At 66.2% G+C, this 14,260-nt stretch carries 12 protein-coding genes and 1 pseudogene; 5 read left to right on the top strand and 8 right to left on the bottom strand.

Annotated features, from left to right (window positions below):
* Nucleotides 1-3: 3 nt before the first annotated feature.
* The 7 genes from infB to DIE16_RS27310 form a co-directional block, all read right to left on the bottom strand.
* Nucleotides 4-2,925, bottom strand: a complete 2,922-nt coding sequence (gene infB, locus DIE16_RS27340) for a translation initiation factor IF-2 (protein WP_124488901.1) — start codon at nt 2,923-2,925, stop codon at nt 4-6.
* A 91-nt stretch (nt 2,926-3,016) separates the two neighbouring features.
* Nucleotides 3,017-4,492 carry a transcription termination factor NusA gene (gene nusA / locus DIE16_RS27335; protein ID WP_044846033.1) on the bottom strand — a complete coding sequence of 492 codons (1,476 nt, stop codon included), beginning with the start codon at nt 4,490-4,492 and terminating at the stop codon, nt 3,017-3,019.
* A complete protein-coding gene (gene rimP, locus DIE16_RS27330; RefSeq protein ID WP_014897219.1) occupies nt 4,492-4,950 on the bottom strand; it encodes a ribosome maturation factor RimP in 459 nt (152 codons plus the stop codon). Before rimP ends, nusA begins: the two co-directional genes overlap by 1 nt.
* A 418-nt stretch (nt 4,951-5,368) precedes the next feature.
* On the bottom strand, nt 5,369-7,078 hold the full coding sequence (gene rluB / locus DIE16_RS27325) for a 23S rRNA pseudouridine(2605) synthase RluB (RefSeq protein WP_124893774.1): 1,710 nt from the start codon (nt 7,076-7,078) through the stop codon (nt 5,369-5,371).
* Nucleotides 7,079-7,138: 60 nt separating this feature from the next.
* Nucleotides 7,139-8,161: an SMC-Scp complex subunit ScpB gene (gene scpB / locus DIE16_RS27320; protein WP_124893773.1), complete on the bottom strand. Its 1,023-nt coding sequence runs from the start codon at nt 8,159-8,161 to the stop codon at nt 7,139-7,141.
* Between the two features lie 272 nt (nt 8,162-8,433).
* The gene (locus DIE16_RS27315; RefSeq protein WP_124893772.1) at nt 8,434-9,636 is read right to left on the bottom strand and encodes a pyridoxal phosphate-dependent aminotransferase; all 1,203 of its coding nucleotides are present in this window, start codon (nt 9,634-9,636) and stop codon (nt 8,434-8,436) included.
* A gap of 66 nt (nt 9,637-9,702) precedes the next feature.
* Nucleotides 9,703-10,605, bottom strand: a complete 903-nt coding sequence (locus tag DIE16_RS27310) for a LysR family transcriptional regulator (protein WP_124893771.1) — start codon at nt 10,603-10,605, stop codon at nt 9,703-9,705.
* 430 nt (nt 10,606-11,035) lie between these two features.
* Here DIE16_RS27310 and DIE16_RS27305 point away from each other — a divergent pair.
* A pseudogene (locus tag DIE16_RS27305) lies at nt 11,036-11,431 on the top strand (transposase); the annotation flags it as partial.
* A gap of 202 nt (nt 11,432-11,633) precedes the next feature.
* Nucleotides 11,634-11,885, top strand: a complete 252-nt coding sequence (locus DIE16_RS27300) for a hypothetical protein (RefSeq protein WP_124488897.1) — start codon at nt 11,634-11,636, stop codon at nt 11,883-11,885.
* A gap of 181 nt (nt 11,886-12,066) precedes the next feature.
* Here the strand turns inward: DIE16_RS27300 and DIE16_RS27295 are convergent, their stop codons facing one another.
* Complete coding sequence (locus DIE16_RS27295) at nt 12,067-12,384, bottom strand: hypothetical protein (RefSeq protein WP_044846039.1); 318 nt, start codon at nt 12,382-12,384, stop codon at nt 12,067-12,069.
* Between the two features lie 157 nt (nt 12,385-12,541).
* On the opposite strand from DIE16_RS27295, the gene DIE16_RS27290 reads away from it, so the two are divergent.
* The 3 genes from DIE16_RS27290 to DIE16_RS27280 all read left to right on the top strand — a co-directional run bounded on the left by DIE16_RS27290 (nt 12,542) and on the right by DIE16_RS27280 (nt 14,154).
* Complete coding sequence (locus DIE16_RS27290) at nt 12,542-13,258, top strand: YdcF family protein (RefSeq protein ID WP_124893791.1); 717 nt, start codon at nt 12,542-12,544, stop codon at nt 13,256-13,258.
* Nucleotides 13,259-13,481: 223 nt separating this feature from the next.
* Entirely contained in the window at nt 13,482-13,760 is a 279-nt protein-coding gene (locus DIE16_RS27285) for a hypothetical protein (protein WP_059608570.1), read from the top strand.
* A 136-nt stretch (nt 13,761-13,896) separates the two neighbouring features.
* Nucleotides 13,897-14,154 carry a hypothetical protein gene (locus DIE16_RS27280; RefSeq protein WP_006486090.1) on the top strand — a complete coding sequence of 86 codons (258 nt, stop codon included), beginning with the start codon at nt 13,897-13,899 and terminating at the stop codon, nt 14,152-14,154.
* Nucleotides 14,155-14,260: the final 106 nt, after the last annotated feature.

Genomic DNA, 14,260 nt, shown 5'->3' with positions numbered 1-14,260 from the left:
CGATTACAGCGTCCGTGCGACTTCGGTCACTTCGAAGACTTCGAACTGGTCGCCTTCGATGATGTCGTTGAAGTTCTTCACCGACATACCGCACTCGAAGCCTTGCTTGACTTCCTTCACGTCGTCCTTGAAGCGCTTCAGCGATTCGAGTTCGCCCGTGAAGATCACGACGTTGTTGCGCAGCACGCGAACCGACGACGAGCGCTTGACGATACCGTCGGTGACCATACAGCCGGCAACCGTACCGACCTTCGGCACCTTGAACACCTGGCGCACCTCGACCATGCCGGTCACGACTTCGCGCTTCTCCGGCGCCAGCATGCCCGACATCGCGGCCTTCACCTCATCCACTGCGTCGTAGATGATGTTGTAGTAGCGGATGTCGATACCGTTCGCTTCGGCCAGCTTGCGCGCCTGTGCATCCGCACGCGTATTGAAGCCGATGATGACCGCCTTCGATGCCGTTGCCAGGTTGACGTCGTTCTCGCTGATGCCGCCCACCGCGCTGTGCACGATCTGCACGCGCACTTCGTCGGTCGACAGCTTGAGCAGCGACTGCACGAGCGCTTCCTGCGAGCCCTGCACGTCTGCCTTGATGATGAGCGGCAGGTTCTGCACTTCGCCTTCGCCCATCTGCTCGAGCATGCTTTCCAGCTTCGCGGCCTGCTGCTTCGCCAGCTTGACGTCGCGGAACTTGCCCTGACGGAACAGCGCGATTTCGCGCGCCTTGCGCTCGTCCGGCAGCACGATCACTTCCTCGCCTGCACCCGGCACTTCCGACAGACCCTGGATTTCGACCGGGATCGACGGGCCGGCTTCCTTCGTCGGCTTGCCGTTCTCGTCGAGCATCGCACGCACGCGGCCGTAAGCCGTGCCTGCGAGCACGATGTCGCCGCGATTCAGCGTACCCGACTGCACCAGGATCGTCGCGACCGGGCCCTTGCCCTTGTCCAGCTTCGCTTCGATCACGATGCCCTTCGCCGGCGCCTCGACCGGTGCCTTCAGTTCCAGCACTTCGGCCTGCAGCAGCACGTTCTCGAGCAGGTCGTCGATACCGGCGCCCGTCTTGGCCGACACCGGCACGAACGGCGAATCGCCACCGTATTCTTCCGGCACGACGCCTTCCGCGACCAGTTCCTGCTTGACGCGGTCCGGGTTCGCTTCCGGCTTGTCGATCTTGTTGATCGCCACGACGATCGGCACGCCACCCGCCTTCGCGTGCGCGATGGCTTCCTTCGTCTGCGGCATCACGCCGTCGTCGGCAGCCACCACCAGCACCACGATGTCGGTCGCCTTCGCGCCGCGTGCACGCATTGCCGTGAACGCTTCGTGACCCGGCGTATCGAGGAACGTGATGACGCCGCGCGGCGTTTCGACGTGGTATGCGCCGATGTGCTGCGTAATGCCGCCCGCTTCGCCCGCTGCAACCTTCGCGCGGCGGATGTGGTCGAGCAGCGAGGTCTTGCCGTGGTCGACGTGACCCATCACGGTGACGACCGGCGGGCGCGGCAGCTGCTCCGCATCGGTTCCGGTCTCGCCTTCGACCAGCAGTGCTTCCGGATCGTCCAGCTTCGCGGCAACCGCGCGGTGGCCCAGTTCCTCGACGACGATCATCGCCGTTTCCTGGTCCAGCACCTGGTTGATCGTGACCATCTGGCCCATCTTCATCATCACCTTGATGACTTCGGAGGCCTTGATCGACATCTTGTGCGCGAGATCGGCAACCGAGATGGTTTCCGGCACGTGCACTTCACGCACGATCGGTTCGGTCGGTGCCTGGAACGTCGATGCGCTGTCCTGGTGACGGCCGCGACCCTTCGGGCCGCCGCGCCAGCCGCGGTCGACGCCGCCGCTCGAATCGCCGCGCGTCTTGATGCCGCGGCGCTTCGCTGCGTCGTCCTGCCAGCCGCCCTTGCCGCCGCCCGGCTTCTTGTTGCGGTCGCCCGCGCCTGCCGGTGCCGTCGTGGCCGCCGGCGCTGCACCGGCCGGCTTCTTCACGGCCGGACGTGCCTGCGCGCCTGCGCCCGCCGGCTTTGCCGGCTTGTGCAGCGTGCCCTTCGCTTCGGCCGGCTTCGGCGGTTCCACCGGCTTCGGCGGCTCGACTGCCTTGACCACGGCCTTGCGCGGCGTGTTCATCATTTCGCGGATCGCGCGTGCTTCGGCTTCTGCCGCCGCGCGACGCTTGCTGATCTCTTCCTGCTCGGCGCGCGCCTTGTCCGCAGCCTCGCGGGCAGCATCCTCGGCCTTCTTCGCCGCTTCGCGCTGGGCCGCACGTTCGGCGGCCGCGCGTGCTTCATCCTGCGCGGACTGCGCACCGGCTGCTTCCTGCTGAGCCTCGGCGGCCTGCTGGGCAGCCGCCTGCTGTGCCGCTGCGGCTTCGGCCGCGGCACGCTTCGCCGCCGCTTCTTCCTCGGCACGGCGGCGCTCGGCTTCGGCCGCTTCCTCACGGGCACGGCGCTCGGCTTCCTCGCGCTCGAGGCGCTCCTGACGCTCGCGCAGTTCCTGCGCCTGCTTCTCGAGCAGCTCGGCCTCGCGGCGCGCTTCTTCCTCGCGACGCTTCAGTTCCGCATCGTCGTCCGCTTCGGCGACCTGCGCCTGACCCTGTTCCGCACCCTCGGCCACGTCGTCGCGCTTGACGAACGTACGCTTCTTGCGGACCTCGACCTGAATGGTGCGAGCCTTGCCCGTCGCGTCAGATTGCTTGATCTCCGACGTATGCTTGCGGGTCAGCGTGATCTTGCGCTTGTCGCCGTCGGTTGCGCCGTGTGACTTGCGCAAATGATCGAGCAGACGCGCCTTGTCCGCTTCGGACAGCGCATCGTCTTCACTCGCTTTCTGGACGCCCGCTGCCTGCAGCTGTTCGAGCAGCACACCAGCAGGCATTTTCAGTTCCGCGGCAAATTGGGCTACGTTGTTACTCGCCATTCATTCCTCTTAGTGCAAGGACCGATTCCTTGCGGTTAGCATCGGGTCAGGCCATACGGCCGCCATCAAATCAGTGCGCCATGGTCATTTCTCACTGGAACCAGTGTTCACGTGCTTTCATGATCAACGCCTTAGCGGCATCCTCTTCCATCCCGGTCATATCGACCAGTTCATCCACGGCCAGCTCGGCGACATCGTCGCGCGTCTGCATGCCATGTTCGGCCAGCTTCGCGAGCAACTCCGGCGTGATGCCGTCGAGGCCCTTCAAATCCAGCGCTGCATTTTCAACCTTTTCTTCGTTCGCGATCGCCATCGTCAACAGTGCGTCGCGTGCGCGGTTGCGCAGTTCGTGCACGGTGTCCTCGTCGAACGCCTCGATTTCGAGCATTTCGTTGAGCGGCACGTACGCGATCTCTTCGAGGCTCGTGAAGCCTTCGTCGATCAGGATGTCGGCAACTTCTTCGTCGACGTCGAGACGCGCCATGAACAGCGAACGCAGTCGGTCGCGCTCTTCACCCTGCTTCAGGGCGGATTCGTCCGGCGTCATGATGTTGATCTGCCAGCCGGTCAGTTCGCTGGCAAGGCGAACGTTCTGACCGCTGCGGCCGATCGCGACAGCCAGCTCGTTTTCGTCGACGACGACGTCCATCGAGTGCTTTTCTTCATCGACGACGATCGACTGGACGGCTGCCGGCGCGAGCGCGCCGATCACGAACTGGGCGGGATCCTCGGACCATAGCACGATGTCGATGTTTTCGCCACCGAGCTCGTTGCGCACGGCCTGCACGCGGGAACCGCGGATGCCGACGCAGGTGCCGATCGGATCGATCCGCTTGTCGTAGGCGATCACGCCGATCTTCGCGCGCACGCCCGGATCGCGAGCGGCTGCCTTGATCTCGAGCAGGCCCTGCTCGATTTCCGGCACTTCCATCTCGAACAGCTTCATCAGGAACTCGGGCGCCGTGCGCGAGAGTTCGATCTGCGGGCCGCGCGCGGTGCGGTCGACCTTCGCGATGTAGGCACGCACGCGGTCGCCCACGCGCAGGTTTTCCTTCGGGATCAGCTGGTCGCGGCGCAGCAGCGCTTCGACACGGCCCGATTCGACGATGAAGTTGCCCTTGTCGAGGCGCTTCACCGTGCCGGTCATGATCTTTTCGCCGCGCTCGAGGTAGTCGTTCAGAATCTGCTCGCGTTCGGCATCGCGCACCTTCTGCAGGATCACCTGCTTCGCGGCCTGCGCGCCGATACGGCCGAACTCGATCGACGGCACCGGCTCCTCGATGAATTCGCCGACTTCGACGTCGGGCTTCTGCTCACGTGCTTCGAACAGCAGGATCTCGCGATCCGGCTCCTGCAAGCCTGCCTCGTCGGGCACGACGAGCCAGCGACGGAAGGTTTCGTGCTCGCCGCTTTCGCGATCGATATGGACGCGGATTTCGGCGCCTTCGTCGAACAGCTTCTTGGAAGCGGAAGCGAGCGCGGCCTCGAGGGCGCCCAGCACCACATCCTTGTCGACGTTTTTCTCGCGCGCCAGCGCATCCACCAGCATCAACACTTCGCGACTCATTATTTGCGGCTCCTAAAGTCAACTTGCGGAATCAGGCGGGCTTTGTCGATATCGGCCAGCGTGAAATCCAGCATGGCTGCCTCGCCCTTCTTCCTCTCAAATTCCAAACCGATCGTTTCGCCATTCGGCGCGTGCAGAATGCCCCGGTACGTCTTGCGCCCGTCCAGCGGCTTTTTCAAGGTCACGGAAACTTCGCTGCCGGCGAAGCGCTCGAAGTCGGCCAGCTTCTTCAACGGGCGGTCGAGCCCCGGGGACGAGACTTCGAGCCGTTCGTAATCGATGTTTTCGACCGTCAAGACGTGCTGGAGCTGACGCGTGACCTTTTCGCAATCTTCGAGCGAGATGCCGGCAGGCTGATCGATGTAGATGCAAAGCATGCCGCGCCCGGTGCGCTCGAGATCCACCAGCTCGTAGCCGAGCCCGGTGACCGTGGTTTCTATCAGTTCCGTCAGTTGCACAGTGTCCTCTCAGGTGTTCGCGCCCGCCGCTCGCGATTCACCCGCGGGCGCGCGCCTTAGCCGGCGCAGGAAGCGCTACCCGAGATGCCTAACCGTTTCAGCAAAAAAAAATGGGCGGAACGCCCATCTTCTTACTGGTGGTCGCACCTGAGCCGCACATTGAATCCGTACGCCCAGCGACTCCGCGATTATAGCGATTTTTGGCGCAAACGCCAAGCCAGCCGGTAAAAGCAGCGTCCAGCCCGCCTTTACCGACCAAAAATGCGAAACCGGACTGTCCGACCAGGCGGCATAGTCCGGCAGCGCGATATATATACAGTCAAAAGCAAACCACGCAGGGCGAGGTGCCGACCCAACCGGACTCGTGCCGATTTCGCCGGCACACCGGCGGCTTCACGCCGCCGGACGCCGCAAACGCTCAGCGGCCCCGCGAGCGATTGCGCTGCGGACGCTGACCGCCGCGCGCACCGCCACCGCCGTTGCCGGCGCCTTCGGCGCGATTGCCGTTGGGATTGCGGTTGCCGCCCTTGCCGCCGCCGCGCTTGCCGCCAGCGCCTTCACGCTTGGGGCCCGCGCCATACGACGCACGATTGCCGTCGACATCGCGACCGCCACCCGAGCGGTTGCCATAACCCGACGGCGAAACCGGCAAGCTGCCGTAACCGCTCAGGCCGGGCAGGCCCGGGGCGCCGCGCCGGCCGCCACCGCGACGCGGCTGGTCGAGCTGACCATGCGTCGTCAGCACCGGCTCGCGGCCGATGAAGCCCATCGACGTCTGCATCGGATCCGGCTGGCGGCGCTCGGCCTGCCCGCCACCACCGCGCTTGCCCTTTTCCTCGGACGGCGCCTTCAGGCCGACGGTCGCCATCAGCTTGCGCACCTGCGCCTCGTCGAGCTCTTCCCAGCGACCGCGCTTCAGGCCGCGCGGCAGCGGGATCGGACCGTGGCGCGTACGGATCAGGCGGCTCACCATCAGGCCGGCCGCCTCGAACATCCGGCGCACTTCGCGGTTGCGGCCTTCGGCCAGCGCAACGTGATACCAGTGGTTCGTGCCTTCGCCGCCGCCGTCGCGGATGCGCAGGAAGTTCGCCGGGCCGTCATCGAGCTCGACGCCATGCAGCAGTTTCTGCCGCATCCCTTCGGACAGTTCGCCGACGACGCGCACCGCGTACTCGCGTTCGACGCTGTAGCGCGGATGCATGAAGCGGTTCGCGAGATCGCCCGACGTCGTCAGCATCAGCAGGCCTTCGGTGTTGAAGTCGAGACGGCCCACCGCGAGCCATTTCGCCGTCTTCATCGGCGGCAGGCGGTCGAACACCGACGGACGACCTTCCGGGTCCGCGTGGCTGACGATCTCGCCGGTCGGCTTGTGGTACAGCAGCACGCGCGGCGGCTTGTTCGGCAGCTTGCGCTTGACCAGCTTGCCGTTGATGCGAACCTGATCGGTCGGCATGATGCGCTGGCCGATATGCGCGGGCTCACCGTTCACCGACACGCGGCCGGCGACGATCAGCTCTTCCATTTCGCGGCGCGAACCCATGCCGGCTTCCGCGAGCACCTTGTGGAGCTTCGGCGCGTCGTCGTCCGGCGACAGCACGCGCTTGTTCGCCGGCTGGCTGCGGCCGCGACGCAGCATCGGCGCACGTACGCCGCTGCCGCCCGCCGAATTGTCCGCGTCGAATGCCGGCGACGTCACATAGGCGAACAGATCGTCCTGCGACGCTGCGTCGCCTTCGGCCTTCGCCGCGCCGCCCTCGGCCTTCGCCGAACCGCCGCGTCGCCCCTGGCCGCCTTGCCCGCCCTGGGCACCCTTGGCTGCGCCTTCGCGCTTGCCGGCCGGCTTGCGGCCACCCTTGGCCGCACCTTCCTTGCGCGGCGCGCGTGCGGGCTGCGCTTCCGCCGCGTCGGCCGGCTGCGCTTCCGCGCCCTCGCCGCCCTGCGACTCGCCATCGCCCTTCGACTTGGCTGCCGCGCGGCGACGCGCGATCAGGCTGCGCGGGCCGCGCCGCAGGCCGCGGCGGGGACGCTCGTCACCACCCGCGGCCGGAGCGTCCTGCTCCGGCGCATCGTCGGCACGCGCGGCCTGCACGGCAGGCGCGGACGATTCAATATCGTGGATATCAGTCAAAACAACCTCAAAATGTCAGGTCTCGCGCCCGACTCGGGCGCGGCAAGAAGTCGGCCGCGATCAGGCGCGGCGCTGTTCGGGTTCTGCTTCGTCGTCCGGCAGCGCGTCGGCGCCGATGGGCGCGCTGGCACTGCGTACGGCGTCGGCGAGGCTGTCGGACGTATCGTCCAGCAACTCGCCGTCCGCGGGACGGGAGCGTGAGGCGTCGGCCTGGCCAGCCTCGCCCGGCATGTCGCCGGCCGCTTCCGCTCCGTCTCCGGCAACCGCGTCGGCAGCCGGCTTGCGATCTTCCTCGTCCCACACCGCGTGCAGCGGCTCGGGCTGCCCGCCGGCCGGCGCTGCTTCGGCGCCGCCCTGTTCGCTCTGAACGCGATCCGCTTCCAGCGTATCGCGGTTCGGCATTTCCTGCGTCGGCGCGCCTTCCGTTGCGGCGTCGCCCGGCAATTCATCCGGCCGAACGTGCGGCTCGTCGGCCGGCGCTTCGCCGGATTCCGGCACCGCGTCCGCCGCCGGCGCATCGCCGTCGAAGTCCATCGCCTGCTGCGCGAGCAGCGCGGCTTCGATGTTCGCCGCCGGCTCCTCGAGCGCCGGCAGGTCGTCGAGCGCCTTCAGGCCGAGATCGTCGAGGAACTGCTTGGTCGTCGCGTACAGCGCCGGGCGGCCCGGCACGTCGCGATGCCCGATCACCTCGATCCAGCCGCGATCCTCGAGCTGCTTGACCACCTGCGTATTGACCGTGACGCCGCGAATCTCTTCGATGTCGCCACGCGTGACGGGTTGCCGATACGCAATGATCGCGAGCGTCTCGAGCACCGCACGCGAATATTTCGGCGGCTTCTCGGGATGCAGTCGGTCCAGGTAATGGCGCATCGCCGGCTTGCTCTGGAAGCGCCATCCGGTTGCCAGCGCCACCAGTTCGACACCGCGGCCGGACCAATCCTGTTTCAGATCTTCGAGCAACGTGCGGACCGTGTCAGCCGACACGCCGTCGGCAAAGAGCTTGCGCAAATCGCCGAGCTTCAGCGGTTCCTGCGCGCAGATCAAAGCAGTCTCGAGGACGATCTTCGCCTCTTGGGTATTCATGCAGCTAGGCCAGACCCTGTGGTCAAACGAACCGGATCAACAAACAGACGAAAGGAACGGAAGACGCGCTCGCCCGATTCTGATCGGTCATATTGATGGGAGCACGAACCGGGGGCGGCGAACCAACTTCAAGCCAGGCCCAAACCGGACGGAACAGCACGGTTCAACGACGGAACCGCGTGACTGAGCGCCATCTTACGCAAAATTGCCCGGTGCGTAAAGATGAGCCGAAAGGCCCGCCACCCGCACGCCGCACCCGCTCCGTCCCCGCTTCAACGCAGGCCTGCGCCGCGCGCGAGGAACGCCCGCAAGCGCTCGACGCCTGCCTCGAGCCGCACCGGATCGCACGCGTAGCACCAGCGCACGAACCCTTCCCCCTCCGGGCCGAACGCGCGGCCGGGCGCCAGCCCGAGCCCCGCCTCGCGCACCAGCGACTTGCAGAACGCAAGACTGTCGTCCGCGCCCGGCAACCGCAGGAACAGGTACATCGCACCCGGCGGAGGCGGCACGTCGACGCCCGGCAACGTGCGCAGCGCGGCGACCAGGTGGTCACGCGCACCGCGCAGCGCCGCGACGAACGACTGCACGAACGGCTCGCCGTCACGCAGCGCGACTTCTCCCGCGGCCTGGATGAAACCCGGCGCGCACGACGTGTTGTACTCGACCAGCTTCGACAGATCGCCCATCACCGACGCCGGCGCGACCAGCCATCCGAGCCGCCAGCCCGTCATCGCCCAGGCCTTCGAGAACGAATTCACGACGATTACCCGCTCGTCGCGCGATGCGATGTCCAGGAACGACGGCGCGCCGTCCGTGCCGAACACGAGCCGTTCGTATACCTCGTCGGCGACCACCCAGATGCCGTGGCGCCGGCAATGCGCGAGCACGACCTGCTGGTCGTCGCGGGACATCACCCAGCCGGTCGGATTGTTCGGCGAGTTGACGAACAGCATCCGCGTGCCGGGCGTCAGCGCCGCGAGCAGCCGGTCGACGTCGAGCCGCCAGCCCGCATCGCCATGGCGGAGCGACACGCACTCGACCTGTGCACCGAGGATCTTCGGGATCTCGACGAGGTTCGGCCAGAGCGGCGTGACGGCGACGACGCGGTCGCCCGGGCCGACCAGCAATTGCGCGGCCAGCATCAGCGCGCTCACGCCCGAACTCGTCACGGCGATCGTATCGGCCGCCGTCGCACCGTGACGCGCACCGACATAGGTCGCAATCGCGTTGCGCAGCGGCACGGTGCCGAGGTTGTGCGTGTAGAAGGTCGCACCGTCGCGCAGTGCCGCGGCAGCCGCGTCGCGAATGAATTCGGGCGTCACGCGATCGGATTCGCCGAACCAGAACGGCAGCACGTCGGGTACGCCGAAGCCGGCGTTCGCCACTTCCCGGATCAGCGACGGACGCAGCGCCTGAACTGCGCTGCGCGCCGCCGGCTCGCCCGTCGCCGGGCCGACATCTGCGGAATGCGTCATCGAGAACCGCCACCGAGGAACACGATCCGCGTAGTGTACCGGCGTGCGCGCCCGATCCGCACCCTTTCAGTCGAGATCCTCCGCCCGCGCCGGCATCTGGCGCACGAGTTCCCAGATCGCCTGCGCGGCCGGCGACAGCGAGCGGTCGCGGCGGCGCACCAGCTCGACGGTGCGCTCGGTACGCGGCGTCAGCGGCCGCGCGACCAGTGTCGATCCGGCCGGCAGCGGCAGCGACAGCCACGGCTGCACGCTCACCCCGACGCCGGCCTCGACGAGCCCGAACACCGTCGCCGAATGCCCGAGCTCCTGCATGACCGTCGCATTGACCCGATGGGCGGCCAGCGCGGCGTCGATCAGCGGCCGGCTTCCGGACGCATGGTCGAGCAGCACGAGACGCTCGCCGTCGAGCGCCGTCCACGGCACCTCGGCCCGCGCCGCGAGCGGATGATCGGCGCGCGCCACCAGGCAGAACGAGTCGGTCATCAACGGTTCGCACACGAGATCGGCAACGGCGAGCGGCCCGATGACAACGCCGAAATCGACTTCGCTCGACTTCACCTTGCGCAGGACGTCGCTCTGCACGTCGTCACGCAGGCCGAGCGTGACGAACGGGAACCGGCGCTCGCACGACGCGACGACGCGCGGCATCAGCCGGCACGCGATCGTCGGGCTCGCAGCGACGATCACGCGCCCCCGCCGCTGCTCGCCGATCTCGCGAATCTCGCGCAGCGTGTCGTCGAGATCGGCGATCAGGCGGGACACGCTCGCGATCAGGTTCGTCCCGACGTCGGTCAACTGCACGTCGCGCGTCGTCCGGTCGATCAGCTTCAGTCCGAGCTCGGTCTCGAGTTCGCGCACGCAACGACTGACCGCGGACTGCGTGAGCCCGATCTCGTCGCCCGCGCGACTGAAGCTCCGGAGCCGCGCAACCTCGATGAATACGCGAAGCTGGCGCAGCGTAACGTTCATCCCCTCTCCTCATCAATCGTCGATACCGATGCGCGATTTTAATGCGCGCCATCGTCTTCGATGTGCGAATCCGGCACCGGCAGCACATGTTTCGCTGCGGTGCAATATCGACGCAAACGCACGTAGCACGGGCGACTTGCACAAGATTGGTGATTGTCCTGATTTGCTGGCGGGTTATTTTGGCGTCTTATACGCCCCTAGCTGACTTAGCCGTCAGCCCGCTGCCAAGCGGCTCTCGCGGGAATCGCCTCAGACATGGCACACATCGTGCTTTATCTGACGTACAGGGCGCAGGTCGAGTCGGACAGAGGGCAGAAACGCCGCTGCCGGCCAACCGGAAGCCCCCACCCGGCACTCGACGCTCGAGTGCTTGAAGAGTGCGCGGCGCAGGGCAGCGCACCGGAGTTAGCTTCGCTGAGGTGAGGACATGATGCTGTTCGACGATTTGAGAGATAACGAGTGGGCGCTGGTCGAAGGTCTGTTTTGCTCGGAACCCGCACGCAGTGAACGGCGCGGCCGTCCCCGCGTGGAGGCCCGTTCGGTGGTAAACGCCGTGCTGTGGGTACTGTCGACGGGCGAAGGCTGGTCGAAGCTGCCGGGCCGCTATCCGTCGCCGCCGACCTGCCGCCGTCGCTTCGACGAATGGCAGGCAGACGGCACGCTCGCCGAAATCGTCAAGCGACTCGGCACGAGCGGCCGCCAGATCTCGCTGCGCGGGCGCATCGGGGCGAGCGCGACGAAGCCGCCTGCACCGCCGAGCCGCGATCGGCTGCGCGGCGCCTTCTGGACCAACCCGGAATCCTGGCGCGCCCCCGTGAAGATGGCGTAACGCATGCTCGATCGGGCGGCTTCGGCCGCCCGGTTTCTTTCAGTGCCACGCGCTTTTGCGCGGCGCTCGCGTCGCCGTCGATTACGCCTGTCGTGCGGCGATACATCTATTTACGATTATTTACAGCAAGCCTGCACTCCCACGCTTACCTTAGCGAAATATCAACAGGCCGCGCCGGTGGCTTGAAGGGAGCCCCGCCATGAAACCAATGTCACTGCTCGTCGCATGCGGCATTGTCATTTCGCTGGCGCTGACCGCCCCCGCTCGCGCGGACGATCGCGCGAAGCCGCCTCACCACCAGCAGGATCATCGGAACACCCTTCGCCAGCAACCGCCCGCCGCGCCGCCCAATCGGCAGACCGTGCCGCGCGGCGATTTGCGCGGCGACATCGCCAGCAACGCGCGCGCGCGCACTGGCTCGCAGCCGACCGACCTGCCGCGTCATCCGTAGTCCGCAGGATTTCGTCAAAGAAAATTACCGGATTCGGGAACTGCCCGACATGCGACGAGTCACATTCGTTGCCATGAGCACAGCGTGGCAACAGCAAAAGTATCCGGTACGCCCGTATCCTCGCGATACGGGCTTTTTTTTGCGTCGCCGGTGGCCGGCGCGCGAGAACGGGAGTGCGCCGCTACAGGCGGCTTTCGAGAATCGCCACGGCGCTCGCTTCGCTCAATGCGTAGTCGTCCATACGGCGATCGGTCCAGGAAAGCAGTTTCTCGTCACGCTCGAGGCGCGCGCATTCGGCACGACCGTTGTCGGTCAGCACCGCGATGTCGACCGGCGCATGGAAACCCGGTGCGGGAGCAACGGTCTTCTGCCTGACCGTGTCCATCAGCCCCAGCGACCGGAGATACTCGAACACGCCCGGGCGGCGCGCCCACGGTACCTGGCGGTACTGCACTCGTCTCAATGCGTCGAGCACCGCTTCGTTGGAATACGTGGTCATCTCGATTCTTTCTTAAAGTGCAGCGACAATGCGAAGCGGCGCGCCGGGCGGGAGCTCCGCCCGCCGATACCGCCACCGATTCTGGGGGCCGACGTTCGGCGTCGCGTCAGGGCCGGATCGTCAGCCGTCCATAAAAAGACACCATACCCCAATCAAATTGATTCTGTTCGATTCATTTGTACTTCTCTTCATCGGTTTCATGCTCTGCCGCAAGCGGCGGCAACTCATCGCGATCGCGAGCGTCGCGCTATTCTGGCTGCTCGCGACAGGCTGGCTCGCCGCGCCGCTCATCGCGTGGACCGAGGCGGGCGTGACGCCGGTCGAGCGCCCCCACATGCATGGCCGGACCACGCTGATCATCATCGGCGCCGGCACGCGGCGCAGCGACACCGGCCTGCGACCGCCTCCCGACGGGGAAGCACGCATCCGCGAGACCGCGGCGCTCTACCGCACGTGCCGGCAGCAGGCCACCCGCTGCACCGTGGTGATGTCGGGCGGCGACCCGCAACGTCACGGCGAAACCGAGGCGGCCGTCTACGGGCGCCTGCTGGTCGCGGCGGGTGTCGGTTCCAGCGACCTCGTCCTCGAGCCGAACAGCCGTACCACCTACGAAAATGCGAAATTCACTGCATCTATACTACGCTCACAACATGACGACACGCGCATTCTCGTCACGTCGTCCTATCAGATGCGCCGCGCATTGCTCGATTTCCGCCGCTTCGACATCGATCCGCAACCCGTTTATGCGAACCGCCGGCGCGCGCAAACGGGCTGGCTGCCCCGCTGGCACAACCTGGAAGACGCGAATCAAGCATTGCACGAACTGATCGGCATCGCACAGTTCCACGTCTACCGATGGCTCGGCTGTTTTTGATGGCGACGCTTGCACCGGCGGCGAACGCGACGGTGCCGCCCCGGGATGGCATGCGCATGACGGAATGCACGAAGTGTTGCGCGACTTCAACGGGGCCTTGCGCTGTGCCTCGATCCGGTGCACATTGATCCGTCACTTTTGTTACACTCGACACGCACTCGATTGCAGTCGCCAGACAAAACGGCAACATTCGGGTTCATCACCACTTAGCGGAGGTAAAGCAATGAAGAAGACGTCCCTGGCTATTCTGGTCGCGATGTCGGCGCTGACTGGCGCAGCGTATGCGCAAGAGAGCACGCAAATCCAGACCATCACCGACCCGGCGAAGATCGCCGAGATCGAGCAGCGCGCACAGGCACTGCAACAGCAGCAAGCAGCCGAGGCTGCACAGCCGGCGGCGCAGGAAGAGCACCACGGCAAGAAGGCTGCTCACCACAAGGCAGCGAAGAAGGCTGGCAAGAAGGCCGCCAAGGCCGCTCCGGCAGACGCTGCCAGCCAGTAAGTTCGGCGGCACCGCACAAGCGAAAAGCCGAATCCGGGCAACCGGGTTCGGCTTTTTTGGTTGCGGCGCCTGCGCGCTGTGCTAAAGTCGCGCACCGAAATTTTCCACCCGTGCGCACCCCGGTGCGGAGGACAGCATGAGCAACATTCAACTCGACATCGAGTGGACCGAAGCAGCCACTCGCAAGATCAAGCAACTGATGCCGCGCGGCTCGGACGACGCCTTTCTCGCGCTGCCGCCGATCGAGTGCCTGCCGATGGAGGGCGACGTGCTTTTCCTCGGCCCGCAAGGCAAGCAGCAACCGTTCATCGTCGCCGAACGCCAGTATCACCACGACGGCGATGCCGACTGGACGATCATCCTGATCCTTGACGTACCCAGCGCGTCGCACTGACGCGTCGCGGCGGCCGGCAACGCGTCCGGCCGCACCGCCCTGCTCGCACGCGCTGCGACTGCACGCGAATCCCGGGCCGATCGAGCCGGTCCGCGTCCGTTTCGCG

The organism is Burkholderia sp. Bp9090, from assembly GCF_003857985.1.
Lineage (GTDB): Bacteria > Pseudomonadota > Gammaproteobacteria > Burkholderiales > Burkholderiaceae > Burkholderia.
Note: the sequence above shows the minus strand (reverse complement) of the source record. Positions and strands in the feature narration are given on the sequence as shown.